General features: G+C 74.6%; 17 protein-coding genes. 9 read left to right on the top strand and 8 right to left on the bottom strand.

What is annotated here, in order from left to right:
• Positions 1–160 precede the first annotated feature (160 nt).
• Positions 161–3670: a S8 family serine peptidase gene (locus tag ACZ51D_RS20685; protein ID WP_465618942.1), complete on the bottom strand. Its 3510-nt coding sequence runs from the start codon at positions 3668–3670 to the stop codon at positions 161–163.
• A 441-nt stretch (positions 3671–4111) separates the two neighbouring features.
• Here ACZ51D_RS20685 and ACZ51D_RS20680 point away from each other — a divergent pair, with 441 nt between their 5' ends.
• Both ACZ51D_RS20680 and ACZ51D_RS20675 read left to right on the top strand, forming a co-directional pair.
• A complete protein-coding gene (locus ACZ51D_RS20680) occupies positions 4112–4402 on the top strand; it encodes a hypothetical protein (protein WP_465618940.1) in 291 nt (96 codons plus the stop codon).
• A 166-nt stretch (positions 4403–4568) separates the two neighbouring features.
• A complete protein-coding gene (locus ACZ51D_RS20675; RefSeq protein WP_465619232.1) occupies positions 4569–6362 on the top strand; it encodes a S8 family peptidase in 1794 nt (597 codons plus the stop codon).
• 40 nt (positions 6363–6402) lie between these two features.
• On the opposite strand, the gene ACZ51D_RS20670 is transcribed toward ACZ51D_RS20675, so the two are convergent.
• Positions 6403–6600: a hypothetical protein gene (locus ACZ51D_RS20670; RefSeq protein ID WP_360503044.1), complete on the bottom strand. Its 198-nt coding sequence runs from the start codon at positions 6598–6600 to the stop codon at positions 6403–6405.
• A 188-nt stretch (positions 6601–6788) separates the two neighbouring features.
• Between ACZ51D_RS20670 and ACZ51D_RS20665 the strand changes: the two genes are divergently transcribed.
• From ACZ51D_RS20665 to ACZ51D_RS20655, 3 genes are all read left to right on the top strand, one after another.
• On the top strand, positions 6789–8204 hold the full coding sequence (locus tag ACZ51D_RS20665; RefSeq protein WP_465618938.1) for a D-alanyl-D-alanine carboxypeptidase family protein: 1416 nt from the start codon (positions 6789–6791) through the stop codon (positions 8202–8204).
• 52 nt (positions 8205–8256) lie between these two features.
• Complete coding sequence (locus ACZ51D_RS20660; protein WP_360503041.1) at positions 8257–8670, top strand: PPOX class F420-dependent oxidoreductase; 414 nt, start codon at positions 8257–8259, stop codon at positions 8668–8670.
• Between the two features lie 107 nt (positions 8671–8777).
• Positions 8778–9176, top strand: a complete 399-nt coding sequence (locus tag ACZ51D_RS20655) for a PIN domain-containing protein (RefSeq protein ID WP_465618936.1) — start codon at positions 8778–8780, stop codon at positions 9174–9176.
• Between the two features lie 26 nt (positions 9177–9202).
• Here the strand turns inward: ACZ51D_RS20655 and ACZ51D_RS20650 are convergent, their stop codons facing one another.
• Positions 9203–10714, bottom strand: a complete 1512-nt coding sequence (locus ACZ51D_RS20650; RefSeq protein ID WP_465663282.1) for a TROVE domain-containing protein — start codon at positions 10712–10714, stop codon at positions 9203–9205.
• Positions 10715–11279: 565 nt separating this feature from the next.
• Between ACZ51D_RS20650 and ACZ51D_RS20645 the strand changes: the two genes are divergently transcribed.
• The 3 genes from ACZ51D_RS20645 to ACZ51D_RS20635 are packed head-to-tail and all read left to right on the top strand — an operon-like array spanning position 11280 to position 14400.
• On the top strand, positions 11280–11441 hold the full coding sequence (locus ACZ51D_RS20645) for a hypothetical protein (protein ID WP_360503033.1): 162 nt from the start codon (positions 11280–11282) through the stop codon (positions 11439–11441).
• Complete coding sequence (locus ACZ51D_RS20640; RefSeq protein ID WP_465663192.1) at positions 11438–13834, top strand: heavy metal translocating P-type ATPase; 2397 nt, start codon at positions 11438–11440, stop codon at positions 13832–13834. Before ACZ51D_RS20645 ends, ACZ51D_RS20640 begins: the two co-directional genes overlap by 4 nt.
• A gap of 50 nt (positions 13835–13884) precedes the next feature.
• Complete coding sequence (locus ACZ51D_RS20635; RefSeq protein WP_465618931.1) at positions 13885–14400, top strand: copper chaperone PCu(A)C; 516 nt, start codon at positions 13885–13887, stop codon at positions 14398–14400.
• An 88-nt stretch (positions 14401–14488) separates the two neighbouring features.
• On the opposite strand, the gene ACZ51D_RS20630 is transcribed toward ACZ51D_RS20635, so the two are convergent.
• Positions 14489–15367 carry a universal stress protein gene (locus ACZ51D_RS20630; RefSeq protein WP_465618929.1) on the bottom strand — a complete coding sequence of 293 codons (879 nt, stop codon included), beginning with the start codon at positions 15365–15367 and terminating at the stop codon, positions 14489–14491.
• A gap of 357 nt (positions 15368–15724) precedes the next feature.
• Between ACZ51D_RS20630 and ACZ51D_RS20625 the strand changes: the two genes are divergently transcribed.
• Positions 15725–17422 carry a sensor histidine kinase gene (locus ACZ51D_RS20625; protein ID WP_465663281.1) on the top strand — a complete coding sequence of 566 codons (1698 nt, stop codon included), beginning with the start codon at positions 15725–15727 and terminating at the stop codon, positions 17420–17422.
• Positions 17423–17560: 138 nt separating this feature from the next.
• Here ACZ51D_RS20625 and ACZ51D_RS20620 read toward each other — a convergent pair whose 3' ends face one another.
• From ACZ51D_RS20620 to ACZ51D_RS20605, 4 genes are all read right to left on the bottom strand, one after another.
• Positions 17561–19831: a hypothetical protein gene (locus ACZ51D_RS20620; RefSeq protein WP_465663190.1), complete on the bottom strand. Its 2271-nt coding sequence runs from the start codon at positions 19829–19831 to the stop codon at positions 17561–17563.
• Complete coding sequence (locus ACZ51D_RS20615; RefSeq protein ID WP_465618925.1) at positions 19828–20523, bottom strand: ABC transporter ATP-binding protein; 696 nt, start codon at positions 20521–20523, stop codon at positions 19828–19830. Before ACZ51D_RS20615 ends, ACZ51D_RS20620 begins: the two co-directional genes overlap by 4 nt.
• Positions 20524–20743: 220 nt before the next feature.
• On the bottom strand, positions 20744–21118 hold the full coding sequence (locus ACZ51D_RS20610) for a hypothetical protein (RefSeq protein ID WP_465618923.1): 375 nt from the start codon (positions 21116–21118) through the stop codon (positions 20744–20746).
• A gap of 314 nt (positions 21119–21432) precedes the next feature.
• On the bottom strand, positions 21433–22149 hold the full coding sequence (locus ACZ51D_RS20605; protein ID WP_465663188.1) for a response regulator: 717 nt from the start codon (positions 22147–22149) through the stop codon (positions 21433–21435).
• Positions 22150–22816 lie beyond the last annotated feature (667 nt).

Here is a 22816-nt window from a genome sequence, read left to right as displayed (position 1 = left end):
CATCCGCTAGGAAACGTCCGTCCGCTTCCGAACCTGCCCCGCCGACCGCCGTCGGAACCCCTCCTCGACCTCTCGTCCGCCCCGGGACACAAGCAGCCGAGGCCGCCCCGGAATCCGGGACGGCCTCGGCCTCATCGTGAAGCGGTGGAGTGGCTGAGCGTCAGTTCACCGTGTAGCTGTACGGGATCGCCGCGAGCACCGCACCGGTGGTGTTCAGGACGTTGTTGGCGGTGGCCACCCCGGTCGGGCCGGACACCAGGTACAGCACACCCTTGACCGTGCTGCCCTTCGGGCCGGTCGGGGTCAGGGTCACCTGCAGCGAGCCGGTGGCGCCGGGCGCGACGGTCACCGGGCTGGCGGCCTGGGCCGAGGCGTCCACCGAGGCGGCGTACGGGTCACCGGTGCTGGAGGTCAGCGCCGGGTCGAAGGCCTGGGTGTGCGCGGTGGCCGTGATGGTGGAGGTGCCGGTCGGGGCGCCGCCGTTGCCGAACGGGCCGATCTGCTGCACGAAGGTGCTCCAGTTGCCCGGGACGACCGGCTGCTCGGCGGTGCCGTTGTCGGTCACGACCGAGATGGTCGAGCCGTTCTGGGCCTTCTTCAGGTCGCCGAACAGGTCCGGCGAGCCGGTGGTGGCGCTCAGCTCGATCTGCGCCGGCGTCGAGGACGCCGCCACGGCCTTGAGCTGGTCGGTGCCCGGCGGCACCAGGAAGGACGGCACCGTGGAGCTGAGGCTCAGCGGCAGGTTGACGCTCGCCGAGGCGCCCTGCGGCACCAGCGGGACGTCCACCCGGCGGTCCAGGCGGCCGTCGGCGGCGATCTTCTGGGCCGCGACGGTGTTGTTGGTGTAGTTCACCTGGACGGTGACCGGCTTGCCGGCCGCCAGCTTGGTGTGCGCGTCGTTCGGCAGACCGGCCGCGGTGGCCTGGTTCTGGTTGAACGCGACGGTGCCGGTGAAGTCCTGGGCGAGCTGCTGGCCGCTGACCGGGCCGAGCACGTTCAGGACGAACCGCCAGCGGCCGGCGGCCGGGTTGACGGTGGTGGCCGAGACGCCGGCCGAGGTGCCGGTCAGGTTGCCCTGGGCGTCGAACTGGCCGTTGCCCTCGATGTCGATCGGGGTGCCGTTCGGGCTGATCAGCGCGCCCTGCATGAGCAGGTTGGCGTCCTTGCCGACGGTGACGCCGACCCGCAGGTCCTTCTGGCCCTTCGGGACGTCGAAGCCGTAGGTGAAGCTCTGCGTCGGCGAGGCGCTGCGGCCGTTGCCACCGGTGATGGAGCCGGTGAAGGTGCCCTTGCCCTGGTTGACCGGGACGAGGCTGCGCAGCGTGACCGGGACGCTGGTGGTGCTGCCGTTGGAGCTGGAGACGGTGATCGCCTCGCTGGAGTCACCGCTGGTCGCCGGGGTGGTCAGCTGGACCTTGAGGGTCTTGGTCTGACCGGGCTGCAGCTCGGTGGTGCTCGGGCTCACGGCGCCGGCCGGCACCGCGCGCTGGGTGGCGGTGCCCAGCTGGACCGGGCCGGTGAAGCCGGCCTTGCCCGCCGGAGTGTAGAGGATCGCGGTCCACTCGCCGGCCACCGGGTGCGGGACGTCGACCAGGCCGAAGTTCGCCGGGGTGGCGCCGCCCTGCGGACGGGTGTTGGTCTCGAAGCGGCCCGACGGGTCGAGCAGCGTCATGCGGACGACCGGGCCGTTGGTGACCGGGTTGGGCGCACCGTGCCAGGCGATCGAGGCCGCGAGGCGGTCCGCGCCGGCCGGGACGGTGAACTTGACCTGCTTCTGCACCCAGTTCGTACCGTTGGTGGCGTACTTGAAGGTGTCCGTCGAGGACGAGTCCAGCTGGACGGTCTGCTGGTTGCTCGACTGCGGGGCGAAGCTGCGGGTCGCGGCGCTCACCGTCTGGGGCTCGTCACTGGTGTTGGTGACGGACACGTCGGTGCTGTGGGTCGAGCCGGGGGTGCCGGCGATGTCGACCTGGCCGGTGTTGACCACGACGGTGTTGGCGCCGTCGGTGCCGTCCCCGTCGTCGTAGCCGCGGGCGGCCTCGACGGCGGCGCGGACGTTCAGCAGGCCGGCGCCCTGCTCCTCGGCGGGGACGCCGAGGTCGCTGGCGGTGCCGGTGAGGAACTTCTTCACCAGCGCCGGGGTGGGCGAGTCACCGCCGTGGGTGTCGCGGTAGGCCTGGATGACCAGGGCCGCGGCACCGGTGACGAACGGGGCGGCCTGGCTGGTGCCACCGAAGGGCTGGATCGGCGAGGCCTTGCCGTTGAAGCCCGAGCAGTCGGTGTACTTGGTGAGGTCGGGGGTGCAGAGCGCCCAGTCCGACTCACCCGGCGCGACCAGGTCGACGGTGCGGCCGGCCTGGGTGAAGCCACCCGAGGACAGCGCGGAGATACGGCTGTTGTTCCAGGTCTTGTTGGAGAACTGGGAGGCCGCGTAACCGGTCTGCTGGTAGTTCTGGTTGTCGGTGGAGGCGCCGACCGAGATCACGTACGGATCGGTGGACGGCGTACCGACGGTGCCGCTGATGCCGGCGTCACCGGAGGAGACGGCGACGGTGACACCGGCCTTGACGGCCTGCTCGTTGAAGAGCGAGATGGTGTCGTGCGCGCCGCTGTCCGGGGTGACGTTGCCGCCGAAGGACTCGTTGAGCACGTCCACGTGGGCGACCCGCACCGCGTAGTCGATGGACTGCAGGATCGACGAGTTGGACATCAGCTCGCCGCCGGCCTTCAGGGCGACCAGGTCGGCGTCCGGGGCGAGGCCGCGGATGCGGATGTTGCAGCCGGCCGGCAGCGGGTGCGAGGCGTTGACGAACTGCGAGACGTCGTAGGTCTGGCGGCCCTGGGCGATGACCGCCGAGGCGTCACCGAAGGCCTCCGCCGCGCCGGTCGGCGCGTCCCAGCCGTCGCCCGCGAAGTCCTTGTAGTCGACCACGGCGTGCGAGCCGTCGGCCCGGATGAAGTCCGGGTTGTTCGGGTCGAGGCCGTCCGCGATGTAGGCGACCTTGACGCCCTTGCCGGTGGCGAGGTTCTCCACACCGGGCTTGCCGTTGCCGGTGTAGGCCCGGACCGAGTACAGACCCTCGGGCTCCAGCAGGGGCTTGCTGGGGTCGGAGGGGCAGACCGTGTTGGTCGCGTTCTCCTCGGCGCCCTGGCCGTTGCTGCCCGAAACGGCCTGCGGAGCGGCGGCGGCCTTGGGCGCCTTCGCGCCGTCGGCGGCCGCGGAGTCGGCGGCGTCCTTGGTCTGCTTCGCCTTGCCGGCGGCCGCCGGGGCGACCTGGACCTGGGTGTCCGCCACCACGGAGGAGACGGCCGGGTCCGCCTGCAGCTGAGCGCGCAGGGCGGGGCTGACCGTGGCCGAGAAGGCGTTGCCGACCACGAAGCTCTTGATGTTGGTACCGCCGGCCGCCTTGACCTTGTTCAGCAGCGGCGCCTGCGAGGAGGCGGTCTTCTGCTGACGGGCGCCCAGGTGACCGTGGTCGGCCGGGGCGTCCGCTATCTGGTCCTTCAGGATCACGATCACCGGCACCGGGGCCCCGTCCGCGGACGCCGCCTGGGCGTTCTGCGGGTCCGGGGTCGGAGCTGCGTTGGCGCCGGTCCCGAAGCTCAGGACCATGGACGCGGCGGTGACCGTGACGGCAGCTGCTAGCTGGGTTTTCCGCCAGCCGATCATGGACATCCTTTCGTCTGTTTTATGGCTGACGCAATCCAACGCACCTGAACGCGATCACGACAAGGGGGTAAATCCCCATCAGAAAGTAAAGTTGACCATCACTCGGTAAAACTCACGGGCGGAAATCGGGCCGAATCCACATCTTTCAGCCAATCGGCCTCGCCCGGCGCCGGACGCTCCCGCACCCGGGATTCCCGTGGCGAACTCCGGACACTGGCGAAACCTCGCCACCGGGCTGACCACATGTCGACACCGCGACATTCCCTTCCCCGCCGTCCGCTGCCGAAACCAGACCCGGCGCGGCGGGGAGGAGGAACTCGGCACCGGGAACGCCAGGCAGGCCCGGCGCCAGCCCATTCAATTGGTCACTTTTACTGTATAAACAGTTTTCTCCGGAGGCGATAATGTGCGCCGCCAGGAGATTCCGGATGACCGTCCGTCATGGCCGCGCTCGCGAGGCGCGCCGTGGGCGAACGACTCGGCCGCACCACGATGCCGCCCTACACGTACATGCCGGGAAAGGCCGGACGACTCGACCTGACGTACGACCGCGCACTGGCCCGACTCCCGGCCGATCCACCGCCCACGGACGACCGGCACGCGGCCGTCACCGCCGACGCCCGCGCCGCCGGCGGCACCCCGGACGGCCACCGGGAGGCCTTCGCCACCGGCCTCGGCATCCAGCTCGACGGCAGCGCGGCGGGCGTGGGCGGCTCGACGACCCTTCCGTGAAAAGTCGTCATGCGTAAAACCTTCCCCAACTCCTGGCCAATCTGGCATGTTTCCTTCAATTCCTGTGCGCTCCCCCTCGCGCACGGGCCGGATCGGAGGACACGTGTCACCCCTGATATCCCGGCGGCTCGGCCGCCCGGCCGCCGCCCTCGCCGTCGCCTCGGCCATGGCGCTCGCCACCCCCACGGCATTCGCGACCGCCGCCCACACGAGCACCACACCCGCCGTCCCCGGCAGCGCCACGGCCGCCGCCCCGACGGCCGCGCAGGCCCCCACGACCGCCACGGGCACCGCCACCAGCCCCGGCACCGCCGCCGGTTGGGCCGCCGGCACCCGCGCCTACCTGGTGATCAGCGCACCCGCCGACATCGCCGCCGCCAAGAGCGCCGTCGCCGCGAAGGGCGGAACGGTCTTCGCGAGCTACGACACGATCGGCGTCATCGTCGCCCACTCGACCGGCACCGGCTTCGCCGCCGCGCTGCGGACCGTCCCCGGCATCCAGCAGGTGGGCGCGACCCGCACCTCCGACGTGCCGGCCGACGCCTACAACCCGGCCCTGCCGGCCAACCCCGCCCAGTCGGCCACCACGCTCACCGAGTCCAACCGCTGGGACATGACCCAGATCAAGGCCGACCAGGCCTGGAACGTCACCACCGGCTCCCCCTCCGTCAAGGTCGGCGTGCTCGACACCGGCGTGGACGACCAGCACCAGGACCTCGCACCGAACTTCGACGCCGCCGACTCGGTCTCCTGCGCGTACGGCAAGCCCGACACCCGCACCGGCGCCTGGCGCGACGTGGACACCCACGGCACCCACGTCGCCGGCACCATCGCGGCCGCGAAGAACGGCAAGGGCGTCATCGGCGTCGCGCCGGGCGTGAGGATCGCCTCGGTCCGGATCGCCGAGCCGACCAGCACCCTGTTCTACGCCGAGAACACCGTCTGCGGCTTCATCTGGGCCGGCGACCACGGCTTCAAGGTGACCAACAACAGCTACTACACCGACCCGTGGCAGTTCAACTGCCCGAACGACCTCGACCAGGCGGCCGTCATCGAGGGCGTCAAGCGCGCCCAGGAGTACGCCGAGGGCAAGGGTTCGCTGCAGGTCGCGGCGGCCGGCAACGCCGACTACGACCTGGCCGCCAAGACCACCGACACCGCGAGCCCGAACGACTCCACTCCGGTCACCCGGACCATCAGCAACGCCTGCCTCGACATCCCCACCGAACTCCCCGGCGTGGTGACCGTCGCTGCCACGGGCAGCGGCAGCGGCAAGGCCTCCTACTCCAACTTCGGCCGGGGTGTCATCGACGTCGCGGCGCCCGGCGGCGACGGCGCGACCGCCGTCTACTCGACCCTGCCCGGCGGCAAGTACGGCACCAAGAGCGGCACATCGATGGCTTCCCCGCACGTCACCGGGGTGGCCGCGCTGATCGCGAGCACCGACCCGTCGCTCACCCCGGCCGACATCCGGGCCCGTCTGGCCACCCAGGCCGACGACCTGGCCTGCCCCGCCGGGGACAGCCGCTGCACCGGCACCACCGCGAACAACGCCTTCTTCGGCGAGGGCCAGGTCGACGCGCTGAAGGCGGTCGGCGGCACGACCCCGCCCACCGGGAAGTACTTCGAGAACCCTGCCGATGTGGCGATCGCCGACAACACCACGGTGGAGAGCCCGATCGCCGTCACCGGCGTCACCGGCAACGCGCCCGCGGCACTCAAGGTCGGCGTGGACATCAAGCACACCTACCGCGGTGACCTGGTCCTCTCCCTGGTCGCCCCCGACGGCACGGTCTACCTCCTGGAGGACTTCCCGGACAACGACAGCGCCGACAACGTCGCCAAGACCTACACCGTCAACGCCGCCGCGAGCGCGGCGAACGGCACCTGGAAACTCCGGGTGAAGGACGGCGCCTCCGGCGACACCGGCACGATCGACACCTGGAACCTCACCTTCTGACCCACCCTCGGTGCCTCGCCGCCCGCCGCCCGCCGCCCGGCTATCCGCGCCGGGCGGCGGGAATCGCCAGCAGGACGCCGAGCACCAGCAGGGTGGCGTACCCGACGGTCTCGTGGCCGTCGGGCACCAGGAAGCGGACGAAGCCGAACAGCCGGAAGCCCCCGATCCAACCGGACAGCAGGCCGGAGGCGCCGCCGAGGATCAGCACGAAACCGAGGTAGCCGAGCAGGGTCTTCATACCCCCGACCCTAGGAATCCGCCACCGCCCGGACATCCGACTTCCGGCGCGACCGGGCACCACCAAAGTCGTGGGCCGCGGCCACCCGGTCCGGAGCACCGTCCGGAGCTCGGCCCGAAGCACCGGACGGAGCACCGGACGGAGCAGCAGGCACGGCGGCCCGGCGGCGGCCCGGGTACGTTCGCCGTGTGCAGCCCACGCGCATATCGAAGAAGTCACCGTACGTCACCAGGGCCGCGGCCGGTGCCGCCGCCTCGGCCGCCCTGGTACTCGCCGTCGGCGCTCCGGCGGCCCTCGCGGCCTTCGGGCAGGACGCCGCCGGCGCCGCCGGTGTCGTCGGCGGGCAGCGGCTCGGCAGCCCGGACGTCCAGGTCGCGCCGCTCGCCGGGGCGCCCGCGCTGCCGTCCGCGCTGTCCGGCCGGTCCTGGCTGGTCGCGGACGCCGGGACCGGCGAGGTGCTCGCCGCCCGCAACGCCCATCTGCCGCTGCCCCCGGCCAGCACGCTCAAGATGCTGTTCGCGGACACCGTGATGCCCAAGTTCGACCGCTCGCTGGAGCACCTGGTCACCCCGGCCGAGCTGGCCAACCTCGGTGCCGGCAGCAGCCTGGTCGGTGTCAAGGAGAACCTGCCGTACCGGGTCGAGGACCTCTGGCGGGGCGTCTTCCTCAGCTCCGGCAACGACGCCGTCCACGTCCTCGCGCACATGAACGGCGGGCTCCAGCAGACCGTCGCCGAGATGCAGGCCCGCGCCGGGTCACTGCAGGCGAAGGACACCAAGGTGGTCTCCCCCGACGGCTACGACATGGACGGCCAGGTCACCTCCGCCTACGACCTCACCCTCTTCGCCCGCGCCGGGCTGCGCAACGCCGACTTCCGCTCCTACTGCGCCACCCGCACCGCGCACTTCCCCGGCGGGCTGGACAAGGTCACCGGCCAGCGCACCAGCTTCGACATCGCCAACACCGACCGGCTGCTCGGCAAGTACCCGGGCCTGATCGGCGTCAAGAACGGCTACACCACCAACGCGGGCGCCACCTTCACCGGCGCCGCCGAACGGGGCGGCCGGACCCTGCTGGTGACGGTGATGCACCCCGAGGCACAGGGCAAGGTCTACGACGAGGCCGCCAGCCTGCTCGACTGGGGCTTCGCGGCGGCCGGGAAGGTCCAGCCGGTCGGGCAGCTGGTCGAGGACACCGGCGCCCCGGCCTCCTCCCCCGCGTCCCCCGCCTCCCCCGGGGCCCCGGAGGCCGCGGCCGGCTCCCAGCTGCCGCCGTGGTCCCGGGCACCCGTCCTCAGCGGCGACGGCCCCGGCTTCGCCCCCGCCGTCTGGACGGCCGCCGTCCTCGGCACCACCCTCGCCGTCTGGGCCACCGCCCGTACCGCCGCCCGCCGCCGCACCGCGCCCGCCCACACCCCGGCCACCGCCCGCGCCTCCTCCGCTGCCGCCACCACCGCTGCCGCCGCTGTCCCGGTGCACCGCGGCGGCGCGACCGCCGTGGGCGGCGCCACCGGCATCGGAGGCCACGGCCGGCGCCGGCTGACCCGCCGCGCCCGCGCCATGCTGCGCACCGCCCGCACCGCCCGCACCCGCCGGACGCGCTGAGCCCGCCGACCTGCGGCCCGGTCCGCGGCCGGTCCCCTCTAGACTTCCGGCCATGACCACCCCCGACCCCTCCGCCGCGGACCGGCTCGCCCGGATCGTCCAGCTCTCCGCCGGGAGCTACCTGCTCGTCACCACGTACAAGAAGGACGGCACCACCGTGCCGACCCCGGTGTGGGTGGTCCGTGACGGGGAGGCGCTCGGCATCTGGACCGTCGCGGACTCCTGGAAGGTCAAGCGGATCCGCAACCGCGCCGACGTGCTGGTCGGCCCGTGCGACGTCAAGGGCCGGCCGACCGGTGCGCCGTACCCGGCGACCGCCGAGATCCTCGGCCCCGAGCGCACCGCCGCCTACCGCACGCTGCTGCGCCAGAAGTACGGCCTGCTCGGCGTGCTCACCCTGCTCGGCAGCCGGCTGCGGCGCGGCGAGCGCGGCACCGTCGGCATCCGGATCACGCTGGCGGACTGACGACGGGTACGGGTACGGGCCCGTCGGCGCGCCGCCGGGCCTGCCGGGGGTGTCGGGGGTGTCGCCGGTTCGGCCGGGGGCGGTCCGTGGTGGCAGGCTTGGCGGCCATGGGAGAGAACGAGGGCGCGCCGACGCTGCTGGTGGTGGACGGCGCGAACGTGGTCGGGTCGGTGCCCGACGGCTGGTGGCGGGACCGACGGGGTGCCGCCGAACGGCTGCGGGACACGCTGGTCGCCGTCGCCGGACGGGGGCTGCCGGACCGCCCGGGCCCGCTGGAGGTGGTCCTGGTCGTGGAGGGCGCGGCCCGGGGCGTCGCCGGGCTGCCGGAGGTTCGGGTGGTGGAGGCGAGCGGCAGCGGGGACGACCGGATCGTCGAGCTGGTCCGGGCGGCCCGCGCCGACCACCCCGAGCGGGACTGCCTGGTGGTCACCGCCGACCGCGAACTGCGCGCCCGTGTCGGCGCGTTGGGCGCCACGGTGACCGGGCCGCGCAGTGTGCGGCCCTGATGTTCGGCCCTGATGTGCGGCCCTGATCACTCCCAGGGCCAGGCGGCGGCTTGGCCGCGTTCGAGCAGCGGGATGAGTGTGAAGGACGCGTCGCTGAGGCCGCCGAAGGTGTAGCGCCGCGGGCCCGGGGCGGTGTGGCCGGTGGCGTAGCCGGCCAGGTTCCAGGTGTAGACCGGGACGTCCTCGGGGACGGGTTCGAAGACGTCGTACGGCGCCCAGTGGGTCTGCTCGTCGGTCACCACGACCACCCGGTCGTGGTCCCGGTAGCGCGTGCGGACCGCGGCGGCCGTGGAGGTACCGCCCAGGTTGCGGAAGCGCCGCAGGGTCCGCAGCACCGACGGCTCCGGTTCGACCACCAGGCTGCCGCTGCCGAACTGGACCAGGTCGGCCTGTTCGGCCCGCAGGGCGAGCGCGGTGCCGAAGATGGCGGCCGTGTCCGCCCGGTTGAGCTGGGTCCGCGCCGAGGGCAGGTCGAACATCGAGCCTGAGCGGTCCACCAGCACCAGTGTGCGGCCCGGCAACGCGGGCACCCTGGCCAGCGAGTGACCGAGGGCGGTCTCCAGGGCGTCGGCCCAGCGCGGCGAGCGCGTGGCGCGGTGGGCGGCCAGGAAGCGGAACGGGAACTGCCGGGACCGTCGCACCTCCTCCGGGTCGGCGACCCGGCGGGCCACCTCCGCCGCCACCTCGTCGCCCACGCCCGCCTCGTCGAAGTTGCGCAGGTTGCGGACCAGCGCCATCGGCCCCATCGAGGGGATGACGGCCTCCCAGACGGCGGCGTCCAGCGGGCCCCGCAGCCAGCCGGCCAGGGCCTCCCAGGTCATCCCGGCCTCGGCGAGGCGGTCCGCGCCGCCGGGGTCGGTGACCCGTGCGCGGCGGTCGGCCTGCGGAACACCGAGCAGGGCGTGGTGGGCGCCCAGTAGGCCCTCGTCGGCGGGCGGCAGGGCGCGCTCCGGGCGGTGGCGGCGGTCCAGGGCGTAGCGGAACAGCGCGCCCTGCCAGGGCTTGTCCGGGTCGGGCGCGGGGTGGGTGAGCTCCAGGACATCGCCGAAGCGGTAGCGGTGCGACGGGGTGTCGTACTTCAGCAGGGCGCGGCCGGTGTAGAGGCGGCGGACGGCGTCGCCGATGCCGCGGCGCAGCGGCTGGGGCAGCCGGCGGCCGTACCGGGCGGTCCAGTGGGCCAGCAACTCCCCCGGCTCGTCGGGCCGTTGCAGCACGGCGTCGACGGCCTGCCGGGAGTACCCGGCGGCGCCGGCGGCGGTCCGCGCGTGGACGAACTCGGCCGCCCCGACCAGTGCGGCGGTCCGGATCCGGGCCTCGGCGCGCAGCCAGCGCAGCAGGCCGAGGGTCCACAGCGGGTCGCTGACGGCCTGCTCGCGGATCAGGCGGAGGTAGCGTTCGTCGCGCTCGACGGCCGCTTCGTAGAAGCTCTCCTGCCCGAACAGGTGGGAGACGGCGAGGAGGAACAGCTCCGACTTCGGCTCCCGGACGTACCCGGTGCCGCCCTGGTGGTTGATGACCGCCCCGCCCGGGCCGAGCATCCCACTGGGGGCGGCCTTCCTGCGCGAGATCACCGGAGGCGGTGCACACCGCAGGTGCCGGACCTCCGGGATCGGCCACTGGCCGTCGGTGGCGAGCGGGGAGGACACCCCGCGCCTGGTGAGTCCCGGTAGTTCTCGCTGGATCTCGGCCCTGGTGGCGGCCTTGGTCCGTTGGCGGCTGAACCGGGTCATGCAGAAGTCCCCCTGGTGGGTGGTCAGGCTGAGGCGCGGAGGGGTGGAGAGAGGCGGGGATGGCGGGGCTGAGGTGCGGGGCCGAGGTGTGCGGGCGCACGCCGGGACGGCGCCTCCCGGGATCAGAAGTGGCACCGGTGGCACTTGTTTTTGTCAGGAAGTAACCGGGGCCGGGCGCATCGGGAGGCGCCGTCCCGGACGCTACCGGGTCGGGCCCCGGCCCGTCATCCGAATTGTTCGGCTGGTTCGCGCGGGGACTTCGCCGGGGGATTCACCAGAGGATTCGCCAGGGGATTTCGGAGCGTACGGGAACCGATCCAGGGATCCGTCCGACTGCTGTGGGGTGAGTGCGAAATCGCCGGGTGTCCGGCCGTTGAGTGTGCTGGCGGGGTTCGCCCTGCTGCTGGTGGTGGTGTTCGTGGTGGCCTACGGGGTGGGCCGGCAGGTGGGGCCGGTGGCGCCCGGGCTGCGGCCGGGCAGCGGGGGCGGGGCGTCGCCGGGGATGGACGGGCACGGCATGGGCGGGATGCGATGAGCGCCGTCGCGGGGACCGACGCCGACGCCCTGGTGTCCACCGATCTGGCGGTGGGCGGGATGACCTGCGCGGCGTGCGTGGGCCGAGTGGAGAAGCGGCTGGGCCGGATCGACGGCGTGACGGCCGGGGTGAACCTGGCGACCGGGCGGGCCCGGGTCCTGCACCCGGCCGACGTGTCGGCCGCCGACCTCGTGGCGGCCGTCGAACGGGCGGGCTACACCGCCGCGTTGGCGCCGGCCGGGGTCCCGGTCGGGGCGGCGGCGGAGGAGCCGGACGAGCGGTGGCGGCTGCTGGTGACGGCGCTGCTCGCCGTCCCGGTGCTGGTCCTGTCCATGGCGCCCGGGCTGCAGTTCACCGCCTGGCAGTGGGTGTGCTTCGCGCTGGCCGTCCCGGTGGTGACCTGGGGCTCGGCCGCGTTCCACCGCCGCGCCTGGCAGGGGCTGCGGCACGCGGCGGCGACCATGGACACCCTGGTCAGCCTGGGCGTGGTGGCCTCCTTCGGCTGGTCGGCGTACGCACTGGTGTTCGGCGGGGCCGGGGATCCGGGCATGCGGATGCCGTTCTCGCTGACCGCCGACAGCGGCGGCACCGCGCACGTGTACCTGGAGGCGGCGGTCGGGGTGCCGCTGTTCGTACTGGCCGGGCGTCTGCTGGAGGGCCGGGTGCGCCGGCGCAGCGGTTCCGCGCTGCGGGCGCTGGCCGAGCTGGGCGCCAAGCAGGTGTGCCTGCGGCAGGCGGACGGCGAGGAGCGTCTGGTACCGATCGAACTGCTGCTGCCCGGGCAGGAGTTCGTGGTGCGCCCGGGCGAGCGGGTGGCCACCGACGGGGTGGTGGTCGAGGGCGGTTCGGCGCTCGACCTGAGCCTGCTGACCGGGGAGAGCGTGCCGGTCGAGGTCGGCCCCGGGGACCGGGTGGCGGGCGCGACGGTGAACGTCGGCGGCGCGCTGGTGGTCCGCGCCACGGCCGTCGGCGCGGACACCCAGCTGGCCCGGATCACCGCCCTGGTGGCGGACGCCCAGGCCGGGAAGGCGCGGGCGCAGCGGCTGGCGGACGCGGTGGCCGGGGTGTTCGTGCCCTGTGTGCTGACGGTCGCGGCCTCCGTGCTGGGCTTCTGGTTGGGCGCGGGCGCGGCCCCACAGGCCGCGGTGACGGCGGCCGTCGCGGTGCTGGTGGTGGCCTGCCCGTGCGCGCTCGGGCTGGCCACGCCAACGGCGCTGCTGGCGGCGACCGGGCGGGGCGCGGAGCTGGGTGTGCTGGTGCGCGGCCCGGAGGTGCTGGAGAGCCTGCGCCGGGTGGACACCGTGGTGATGGACAAGACCGGGACGCTCACCACCGGCCGGATGGAACTGACCGCGGTGACCACGCTTGAGGGAGCTGCGGCCGAGGGAGCTGCGGCCGAGGGCGCTGCGGCCGAGGGCGCTGCGGCCGAGGGCGCTGGGGCCGACAGCGCCGCGGCCGACAGTGCGGCGGCCCACGGCGGCCCGGCCCACGGCGCCGGCGAGGAGGAGGTGCTGCGGCTGGCCGGCGCGGTCGAGCACCGCTCCGAGCACCCGATCGGCCGGGCCGTCGCGGCGGCGGCCCGGGAACGCTGCGGCGACCTGCCCGCCGTGGACGGCTTCGCGGCCGCCACCGGCCTCGGGGTGTCCGGGACGGTCGGGGGCCGGGCCGTCCGGGTGGTCCGCCCGGACGGCATCGCGCTGCCCCCGGCCCTGGCCGAGGCGGTGGCCCAGGCCGGGAACGCGGGCCGCACCGCCGTCCTGGTCGAGCTGGACGGGCGCCCGGCGGCCGTCCTGACGGTCGGCGACACGCTGCGCTCAGGCAGCTGGCGGGCGCTGCACCGGCTGCGCGGGATGGGCCTGGAGACCGTCCTGCTGACCGGGGACGGCCCCGACGCCGCCCGGGCGGTGGCACAGGAGCTGGGCATCGAGCGGGTGCACGCCTCGGCCTCGCCCGAGCACAAGGCCGAGGTGGTGGCCGAACTGCGCGCCGCCGGACGGACCGTGGCCGTGGTCGGCGACGGCGTCAACGACGCGGTCGCGCTGGCCTCGGCCGACCTCGGGGTGGCACTGGCCTCGGGCAGCGACGCCGCGATCGGCGCGGCCGGACTGACCCTGGTGCGCGGCGACATCGAGGCGGTGGTGGACGCCGTACGGCTGGCCCGGCAGACCCTCGCGACGATCCGGGCCAACCTGCTGTGGGCTTTCGGCTACAACCTGGTGCTGATCCCGCTGGCCGCGGTCGGACTGCTCAACCCGATGCTGGCGGCGGTCGCGATGTCGCTCAGCTCGTTGCTCGTGGTGGGCAACAGCCTGCGGCTGCGCACCTGGGAGCCGGGGCGGGGCGGTTCGGCGCGCGGGATGGGCCTCGACCGCCGGAAGGGGGCCCGGCGATGAGCGCGCGGGAGGGAAGCCCGGCGACGGGCGCGCGGGAGGGAAGCCCGGCGATGACCGCGCGGAAACGGGTCTCGGCGATGAGTGCGCTGGAGCGGCTGAAGGTCGTCGGCCCGCCGGTCGGCGCGGCGGCGCTGGCGCTGGTCCTGCTCACCGGGTGGACGGCGGTGGGCGGGGCCGGCCGGACCCGCCCGGTCGAGGCCGGGCCGGGCTGGGTGCTGCTGCCGACGGCGGGCGCGGCCACGGCCACGTCGGCCTTCTTCACGATCCGCAACCCGGGCGACGTGCCGGACGAACTGACCGGCGCCAGCTGGGAGTTCGGCGGGCGGATCACCCTGAAGCGGCACCTCCACCAGGGCGCGGCGGGCCGCTGGGAACCGGCCCCGGCCCTGCCCGTACCGGGCGGCGGCGAGCTGGCGATGTCCCCGGAGGACGCGGACCTGATGATCGCCGACCCGCCGCCGCTACGGGCCGGCCAGTGGGTGGAGTTCACCCTCGCCTTCCGCCACAGCCCCGAACTACGGCTCAGGGCCCAGGTACTGGCACCGGCTGACCGGCCGCGCAACTAACCGGCGGGCTGCATGCGCCGGCCCCCGGCGGGCGACAGCCGTTCGGCTCTGTCTCCCGCCGGGGGCCGGGAGCCCCGCCGTGGTCGCCTCACTCGTGCGGGACGACCGCCACCGGCGCCTCCGCGTGGTGCAGCACCGCGTGCGCGACCCGGCCGAGCCGGGGGCCGAACTCGGCCGGGCGGTGGCGTCGGCCGACGACGACCAGCGCGGCCCCGGCCGAGGCCTCGACCAGCGCGCGGGCCGCGCCCAGCCGGACGTCCTCGACCACCGCGACGTCCGGGTACTGCTCGCGCAGCCCGGCCAGGGCCAGCGAAAGCAGCTTCGCCTCCAGCGCCTCCAACTGGGCGACCTCACCCTCCGGGACAGCCCCGCCCGCGTAGCCGAACAGCGGCGGCAGGTCCCAGCCGTGCACCGCCCGGACCCGGGCACCGCGCAGGGCGGCCTCGCGGAAGGCGAAGGCCGACACCTCTTCCGCCGGGCTGTGGCCGTCGACGCCGACCACCACCTCCTCCGCCGCCGCCTCCACACCCTCCTGGGCGTCGCGCACCACGACCACCGGCACCGGGCTGCGCCCGGCCGCCGACCTGCTGACCGAACCGAGCAGCAGCCCGGTGAAGCCGCCGAGGCCGCGCGAACCGAGCACCAGCAGGTCGGCGTCCGCGGCGGCGGCCACCAGGCCGTCGACCGGCGCGTCCAACACCGCGTCGGTCTCCACGGCCAGCTCCGGGTGGCGCCCGCGGATCTCCTCGGCCGCCGCGGCCAGGGTCCGCTGGACGGCGTCGGGCAGGTCGTCGGGCTCGGCGTAGGAGGACACCCCGTCGGTCAGCCACGGCCACGCGTACACCAGCCGCAGCGAAGAGCCCCGGCGCACCGCCTCCGCCGCAGCCCAGTGCACGGCGGCCGTGCTCTGCTGCGAACCGTCGACTCCGGCCAGCACGGTCGACGTCGACTCGCTCCGCTCGCTCATGAACGTTCCTCCAGGTGTCGTCAGTCGGCGGTTCGGCACCGGACACGGCGCGCGCTGACGCCTCGTCCGCTCCTCCCCATCCTGGCAGCGGCGCCCGGCCCCACGACAGAGGCCGCAGGGCCCTCGGCCACGGGACGAAAGGCCCGCCCGACGGAGCCTACGACCGACCCCGCCGTGCACCCCGCCGACACCCGGGCACTACCGTGAACGGGACATTCCCGCTGGTCGGACGGCGCCCGCGCCGGGCGGGGGCGGGGGCAGAGGTGGGCCGGTCGACGCAGGGCCGGGTCGGGGCGGGACACGAGGAGGACAGCGGTGGGCGGAGCGGACGGCGGCGCGGCGGGTGGCGGCCCTCGGATGCCCCGGCTGCGCCTGGACGAGCTGCTGGAGGAGCTCCAGTGGCGGATCGACGCGGCGCGCGGCACGCAGAACCGGGTGCACAGCCTGCTCGAGGCGGTGCTCGCGGTCGGCCGCGAGCTGGACCTGGCACAGGCGCTGCACCGGATCGTCGAGGCCGCCGTGGACCTGGTGGACGCCCGGTACGGCGCGCTGGGGGTGATCGGGCCGGACGGGCACTCGCTGTCGCAGTTCCTGACGGTGGGTCTGACCGACGAGGAGATCGCCGAGATCGGCCCGCCGCCCTCGGGCCGGGGCATCCTCGGCGAGCTGATCCGCGAGCCCCAGCCGCTGCGCTGCCCGGTGCTGTCCGACCATCAGGCCTCGGTGGGCTTCCCGTCGAACCACCCGCCGATGCACACCTTCCTGGGGGTGCCGGTGCGGGTGCACGGCGAGGTGTTCGGCAACCTCTACCTGACCGACAAACGCGGCGGGCTGGACTTCGACGAGGACGACGAGGCGGTGATCGCCACCCTGGCGGTCGCGGCCGGGGTGGCGATCGACAACGCCCGGCTGTACGAGGAGGCGCAGCAGCGCCAGCGCTGGCTGCGGGCGAGCACCGAGATCACCCGCAGCCTGCTGTCGGGCGCGCCGCGCCTGGAGGTGGTCGAGCTGATCGCCCGGCGGGCCCGGGAGATCTCCGGCGCCGAGCTGGCGGACGTGTCGGTGGTGCTGGCCGGCCCGCGGGAGCGGGCCGAGGAGCTGACCGTGGAGGTCGCGCTGGGCGGCACCCCGTCGGCGCGGCTGGGGGTGACGGTGCCGGTGGACGGCACGCTGTCCGGCGCCGCGTACGTCTCCGGTTCGCCGGTCACCAGTGACGAGCCGGCCTGCGACGCGCGCTTCCCGGCCGGCCCGGCGGGCCGCTTCGACGGGTTGGGCGCGGCGGTGGCGGTGCCGCTGGGCACCGGCGCCGGGTACGGGCGGGGCGTGCTGCTGCTGGCCCGGGCGCAGGGGCAGCCGGCTTTCGGGCCGGAGGAGACCGGCCCGCTGCTGGGCTTCGCGGACCAGGCCGCGCTCGCTCTGGAGTTGGCCGAACGGCGGCGCGACGCCGAGCAGTTGAACCTGCTGGAGGACCGTGACCGGATCGCCCGGGATCTGCACGACCTGGCGATCCAGCGGCTGTTCGCGACCGGGATGACGCTGCAGAGCGCGGGCCGGCTGATCGAGAGTCCGGCGGCCGCGGACCGGGTCGCCCGGGCGGTGGCGGACCTGGACGAGACCATCAAGATCATCCGCTCGACCATCTTCGGCCTGCGCGCCCACAGCGAGCCCGACCACGGCCTGCGCGCCCGGGCCACCCGGGTGGTCACCGAAGCGCAGGGACCGCTCGGCTTCGCACCCCGACTGAGCATGGAGGGCCTGCTGGACACCGACGTGCCGCAGGAACTGGCCGAGCACGTGGTGGCCGTCCTGGCCGAGGCACTCAGCAACGCCGCCCGGCATGCCCGCGCCTCCCGGGTCGAGGTGACACTGCGCGCCCTCGCCGGGCGGGTGGTGCTGACCGTCACGGACGACGGCGTGGGCGTGCCCGAGGGCGGACGGCGCAGTGGCCTGCGCAACCTCGCCGAGCGCGCCGCCCGGGTCGGCGGGTCCTTCACCGTCGGCCCGGGCGAGGACGGCGGAGCCCGGCTGGTGTGGGAGGCCCCGATCGGGCCGTGAGGCCCCCGTGGGAGGGCCGGAGGGCGGGCGTTCTCCCGCCGGAGCCCCTCCCGGTGCGACCGGCTCCGACGAGAGAAGAACATGACGCCTGGGGAGTTGGCGCTGCGTCCAGCTCCCTGCCACTCAGGCCCCGGCCGGTCAGTCCCCCGTCGGTGTCCAGCGCCTGCCGAGGCCGGCCGCGGCGGTTCCGGCGGCGGCGGCGATGACGGCGGCGAGCAGCGCGGCCGTGCCGAGCAGCACGCCGTAGTCGGTGAGCGACCGGGCGGGGGTGGCGAGCATGGCGGGGGTCTGGATCCGGGGCAGGGCCAGCACCGTGTCCAGGGCGATCGCGAGCAGGACGGCGGTCAGGACCGGCAGGCCCAGCAGGTGCCGGGCGGCGGCCCGGACCAGCGTGCCGTCACCTCCCAGGGGTGTGAGCGGCGCGACCGCGGTGGCGAACTGGAGGACCTCCGCCAGGGCGCCGAACCCGATCGCGAGCAGCAGCACCAGGGCGCCGGCCCCGCCGAGGAAGGTCACCCAGCGGGCCTGGTGGGCGCCGGCCGCGGATTCGTCGCGCTGACCGGGAACGTCGACGTTGGCGGTCACCCCGAGGTGCCGGTACGCGGCGGCCTTCACCGCCGGGACGTCCAGCGGGCTGTCGCTGTCGCGGTCGTGGTCGCCGATGACGGCCAGCCAGAGCGAACCGTCGTCCCGTAGACCGGCGAGCGCCCCGGCGCGCACGGTCACACCGGCCGGCGTGGCGCTCCCCCGGTCGTCCAGCACGGCCTCGCGCAGCCGCCGGTCGAGGCTTCCGGCGGGGACGGTGGCGCTTCCGCCCCCGGCGGGGCAGGGCAGGGCGAGCGCGGTCAGTTCCGCGCAGGGTGCCTGGATCAGCAGGCTGCCGGCCGGGCCGGAGCCGAAGGAGACGGTGTGCGCACCGGGCGGGAGCGCGGCGAGGAAGCGCTGGTCGGGTCGGGCGGCCGCCGAGGCCTGGATGACCGCCGCCCTGCCGACCCCGGCCGCCGCCACCCGGGAGGGGCCGCCGGAGGACATGGTGGTGTAGTCCGTGAGCAGTTGCGCCTCGCCGAGCAGGCCGACGCAGATCAGCAGGGCGCTGGTCAGCCTGGTCACCAGGCCGGGGTTGGCGGCGGCCGTCCGGGCCGCGATCAGCGCGGGGCCGCGGCTGCGGCGGGCAGCGGCCGCCGCGAGCGGGCCCACCGCGCGGGAGACGCCCCAGGAGACGGCCGCGGGCAGCGTGGCGAGCAGTCCGGTGGTGGCCACGATGAACACCTGCGCGCTGAGGTGGCCCCCGTCGAACAGGGGGCCGGCGCACCAGGCGAGCAGGAGGAAGCCGCCGCACATCCCGAGCCCCGGCGCCCGGAGCAGCCCCTCCGTTCCCCGGCCCGGCCTGGCCGCCCCGGTACCGGCGGGCCGCGTCGGACGGCCGGTGCCGGTGGCGCTCCGCGGCCGGACCAGGACGAGGACGGCGCCGACGAGCGCGGTGGCGAGAACGGTGGTCGCGCCGAGCCAGGGCCAGGCCCGCCGTAGGTCCACGGCGGCCAACCGGTAGTGGATCCATGGCAGTTCGACGTCGACGGCCAGGAACGGCAGGAGCAGCACGGTGCCGGCCACGGCACCGGCCGCGACGGGCCGGACCGCCGCCGCGAGCACGGACTTGGCCCGATCACGGCGGCGTGCGCCGAGGACGGTCAGCAGGGCGAGCCGCCGGTCCTGCCGGACGGCGCCCATCCGGGCGGCGGCGACGGCCAGCACCAGGGCGGGCAGCGCGAGCAGGACCGCCATCGCGGCCGCCAGCTCGGCGGCCGGACGGACGATCCGGATGTCGCCGAACGCCGCTTTGGAGCCGTCGCCGTAGCCGGTGATGCCGACCCACCGCTTGGTGGTCGCGGCCATCTCGGGGGTCGGCCGGACGTAGGCGAGCCGCTCTCCGGGGGAGGCCAGGCCCTGCTGCGCGATGGTTCCGGCGACCGTCCCGTAGCGGTGGGTGAAGTCCTCCTCCGGCGGCCCGTCACGCAGGGCCGGGGAGAGCAGCACCTCGCCCGGGGCGGGCCAGTGGGCGACACCGGGGGGCAGGGGTGCGGCGTCGGTCAGCGGGGAGATCAGGACGACGGCGAACTGGCGCCCCCGGTAGGAGTCCCAGTGGCTGGTCCACAGGGCGGTGGAGTGCTCTCCCTCGGCGGCTATCACCGGGTTTCGGGCGTCCGAACGGGTCTCGCGTCCGGTGTAGGCGGCCGTGGTTGCCACGAACGCGCCGCCGGTGAGGACCAGCACCGCCGTGGCGCAGAGCAGCGCGACGAACCGCGTCCACGCGCCCGCGCCCGCCCACTCCCCCGGCCGACCGGTCGGCCGGCCGTCCGGTCGCTCGACCCGAGGGGTGCCGCTCCCGCGCGGCCCGGGCCCGCCGTTCACCGGGCGCCACCGATCAGGGCGGAGTCCTCGACCAGTTTCCCTGCCCGGAGCAGCACGGTCCTGTCGGCGGCTGAGGCCACCGCCGAGTCGTGTGTGACGACCACCAGGGCGCAGCCGCGGCTCCGGGGCAGGTCGAAGAGCAGTCGCGTGATCCGGTCGCGGGCCGGTTCGTCGAGGGATCCGGTGGGCTCGTCGGCGAGCAGCACGGGCGGGGCGCCCATCAGGGCCCGGGCGATGGCGGTCCGCTGGCGTTCGCCGCCGGACAGCGCCGCCGTCGTCACGCCCGCGCGATGGGTCAGGCCCACGTCGGACAGCAGTGCGCGTGCCTCGGCCAAGGCGTCCCGCCGGGACCGGCCGGCCAGCAGACCGGCCAGGGCCACGTTCTCCACCGCTTCCAACTCCGGCAGCAGTTCACCGAACTGGAACACCATGCCGACCCGGTTCCGGCGGAAGGCGGCGAGACGGGCACCGCTCAGCCGGGGAACGTCCTCGCCGGCGACCCTGAGCTCGCCGGCCAACGGCCGGGCCAGGCCGATCATCAGGGCCAGCAGCGAACTCTTGCCGGTACCGGACGGTCCCATCACCGCCACCGATTCGCCTGCCCCGACGGACAGTTCGGCCCCGTCCAGGAGTCGGCGGTCGCCGATGTGGTAGCTGAGCCTGCGGATGACGACCGGCGGTTCGTCAGTCATGTACGGTCCGGGCCTTTCGTAGCCGCTGTGTGTTCACGAATGGTGGAGTTCCGCCTCGGGCGGCGGGGGGGAATTCGGAGTTCAGTGGGCTGGGGGGAGTTGGGGTCCGGCGGGACGGGCAGCGCTACCCGCCCCGCCGGACGTCACCGGAAGGTCACCGGGACACCGCCGGGGGATCCCCGGGACGTCGCCGGGGAATCACCTAGGGGTCGCCCGGGGATCAGTGGTCGTCGGACCACCAGATGCTGCAGTAGTCCTCCGCTGCGGGCATGGACACGCAGGTCTTCATGTCCCAGATGACGCCGCCCGCGCCGCTGTAGCTGGTGGTGCCCTCACCGCTCTTGTTCCACAGCGAGTAGAGCTCGGTGCTCGGGTAGTTGCGGTTGTACCGGGTGTAGACGGGGTTGCCGTCCGCCTTGGTGTCCATCACCGCGGCCATGGCGTTCGGGGCGCCGGCGCCACTGCCGGTCCGCCACGAGTGCGAGCCCGTGGTGTAGCGGTCCATGTCGGCGTGGGCGACGCCCGCGCCACCGGCGACGACGGCAAGGCCGGCCGCCATCAGGCCGATCCGGGAAGCGGTTTGACGGAAGTTCATGACTCTTTCCTCCATGGGTGGTTCGGGCATTCCCCAGGGGCGGTCCTGCCGCGCCCTGCACACATCCGACGGATACCGGCGATCGAATGTGACGGCACGGAAGAGAAATTCGAAAGTTCGGGGAAGTACCACGGGAGGCAATGCATCCGTCACGGACAGCTACGCCAGGCGGCCGATGACGGGCCGGGAGGGCGTCAATGATGTGGACCACCCGTCCGACGGCGCCCCGGGCCGACAGCTCCAGCGCCCGCTTCCGGTCGAGTTCACGGAGAGCGGGCAGGTCATCGGGCCGGCCCTACGAAGAGTGCCGCCCGTCAGCCCCGGCCGCCGCCCAGCGGGGACGGCCGCGCGGCGGCCGCGCGGCGCAGCTCGGTGGCGATCAGGGCCGCCTGCACCCGCCGCTCCACGCCGAGCTTGGCGAGCAGCCGCGAGACGTGGTTCTTCACCGTCTTCTCGGCGAGGTAGAGCCGTTCCCCGATCTGCCGGTTGGTCAGGCCCTCGCCGATCAGCGCCAGCACCTCCTGCTCGCGCACGGTCAGTCCGGGACCGGCGGTGACCGGCTGGGCGGGTTCGGCGTCGCTGCGCAGCCGGTTGAGCAGGCGGGTCGTCGCGCCGGGGTCGAGCATCGAGCGGCCGGAGGCGACGGTGCGGACGGCGGTGACCAGGTCGGTCCCGCTGATCTGCTTCAGCACGTACCCGGCGGCGCCCGCCATCACGGCGTCCAGCAGCGCTTCCTCGTCGTCGAAGGAGGTGAGCATCAGGCAGGCGAGGTCGGGCAACCGGGAGCGCAGCTCGCGGCAGACCGAGACGCCGTCCCCGTCGCCCAGGCGGACGTCCAGCACGGCGACGTCGGGCCGCAGCGCCGGCACCCGGACCAGCGCCTGCTCGGCGGTCGCCGCCTCGCCGACCACCTCCAGGTCCGGCTCGCCGTCCAGCAGGTCGTGCACGCCTCGGCGCACCACCTCGTGGTCGTCCAGCAGGAACACCCGTACGGGTGCCGGGGCCCCGGCACCCTCGGCCTTGGTCGCCATCGCGCGGCTCCACCTTCGTCACCCCCGCCCACTCCCAGCGGGGCCCCGGGGCATCATCGCCCACCGCGGGGCCGGGTCCCAGGGCCGAAGGGCCCCATTGCGTCGGGCTCGGTGGCTCTGCCAACACCTACCCAACACCCGCCCGGGCCCGCCCCCGGCCCCGGGCCCCGCCCGGGACCTCCCGACCGAGACCTCCCGCCCGGGAGCTCCCGGCCACACCCCCATCCGCTCGGGCTGCGCTCGCCCGGCTGCGGAGGCCCGGTCGAGAACCACCGGAACGCCGCCGTCCCGACGTCCCCGGACACCCGGCCGACGAACGCCCCCACACCACCCGCGCCCCGGGTCCCGCCGCCGCCCCGCACCCCGCCCGGCCTGCCGGAACGCCATCCGCACACCCCTACGGAACCACCCACCGATCCCATCCTCGGGCGCCCGAGCTGTGAGGGCGGAGTGCGCGAACCCGCCCGATTCCGTGCCCTTCAGTGCCGATCGACCGTCAAGTAGCCTGCGCGCACCGACGAACCGCCATCGCCGCTTTCGACGGACCGCCATCGCACCGCCCTCGGACCGCCCTCGAAGCGCCTTCGCACCGCCATCGCACCGCCTTCGCACCGCCTTCGCACCGCCTTCGCACCGCCGAACGGTCACGCCCCGCCCTCGCCCCGGA

The organism is Kitasatospora sp. NPDC033851 (assembly GCF_055576085.1).
This window is presented reverse-complemented; position numbering and strand designations above follow the sequence as displayed.

What these genes read in the sequence shown, in the direction of transcription:
- ACZ51D_RS20650 (WP_465663282.1), bottom strand. Translation starts at nt 10,714, where the DNA reads ATGCTCGGCCCGGGCGGGGCGGTCATCAACCACCAGGGCGGCACCGGG.
- ACZ51D_RS20670 (WP_360503044.1), bottom strand. Translation starts at nt 6,600, where the DNA reads ATGAAGACCCTGCTCGGCTACCTCGGTTTCGTGCTGATCCTCGGCGGC.
- ACZ51D_RS20640 (WP_465663192.1), top strand. Translation starts at nt 11,438, where the DNA reads ATGAGCGCCGTCGCGGGGACCGACGCCGACGCCCTGGTGTCCACCGAT.
- ACZ51D_RS20605 (WP_465663188.1), bottom strand. Translation starts at nt 22,149, where the DNA reads ATGGCGACCAAGGCCGAGGGTGCCGGGGCCCCGGCACCCGTACGGGTG.
- ACZ51D_RS20680 (WP_465618940.1), top strand. Translation starts at nt 4,112, where the DNA reads ATGGCCGCGCTCGCGAGGCGCGCCGTGGGCGAACGACTCGGCCGCACC.
- ACZ51D_RS20635 (WP_465618931.1), top strand. Translation starts at nt 13,885, where the DNA reads ATGACCGCGCGGAAACGGGTCTCGGCGATGAGTGCGCTGGAGCGGCTG.
- ACZ51D_RS20660 (WP_360503041.1), top strand. Translation starts at nt 8,257, where the DNA reads ATGACCACCCCCGACCCCTCCGCCGCGGACCGGCTCGCCCGGATCGTC.
- ACZ51D_RS20625 (WP_465663281.1), top strand. Translation starts at nt 15,725, where the DNA reads ATGCCCCGGCTGCGCCTGGACGAGCTGCTGGAGGAGCTCCAGTGGCGG.
- ACZ51D_RS20655 (WP_465618936.1), top strand. Translation starts at nt 8,778, where the DNA reads ATGGGAGAGAACGAGGGCGCGCCGACGCTGCTGGTGGTGGACGGCGCG.
- ACZ51D_RS20675 (WP_465619232.1), top strand. Translation starts at nt 4,569, where the DNA reads ATGGCGCTCGCCACCCCCACGGCATTCGCGACCGCCGCCCACACGAGC.
- ACZ51D_RS20685 (WP_465618942.1), bottom strand. Translation starts at nt 3,670, where the DNA reads ATGATCGGCTGGCGGAAAACCCAGCTAGCAGCTGCCGTCACGGTCACC.
- ACZ51D_RS20615 (WP_465618925.1), bottom strand. Translation starts at nt 20,523, where the DNA reads ATGACTGACGAACCGCCGGTCGTCATCCGCAGGCTCAGCTACCACATC.
- ACZ51D_RS20610 (WP_465618923.1), bottom strand. Translation starts at nt 21,118, where the DNA reads ATGAACTTCCGTCAAACCGCTTCCCGGATCGGCCTGATGGCGGCCGGC.
- ACZ51D_RS20630 (WP_465618929.1), bottom strand. Translation starts at nt 15,367, where the DNA reads ATGAGCGAGCGGAGCGAGTCGACGTCGACCGTGCTGGCCGGAGTCGAC.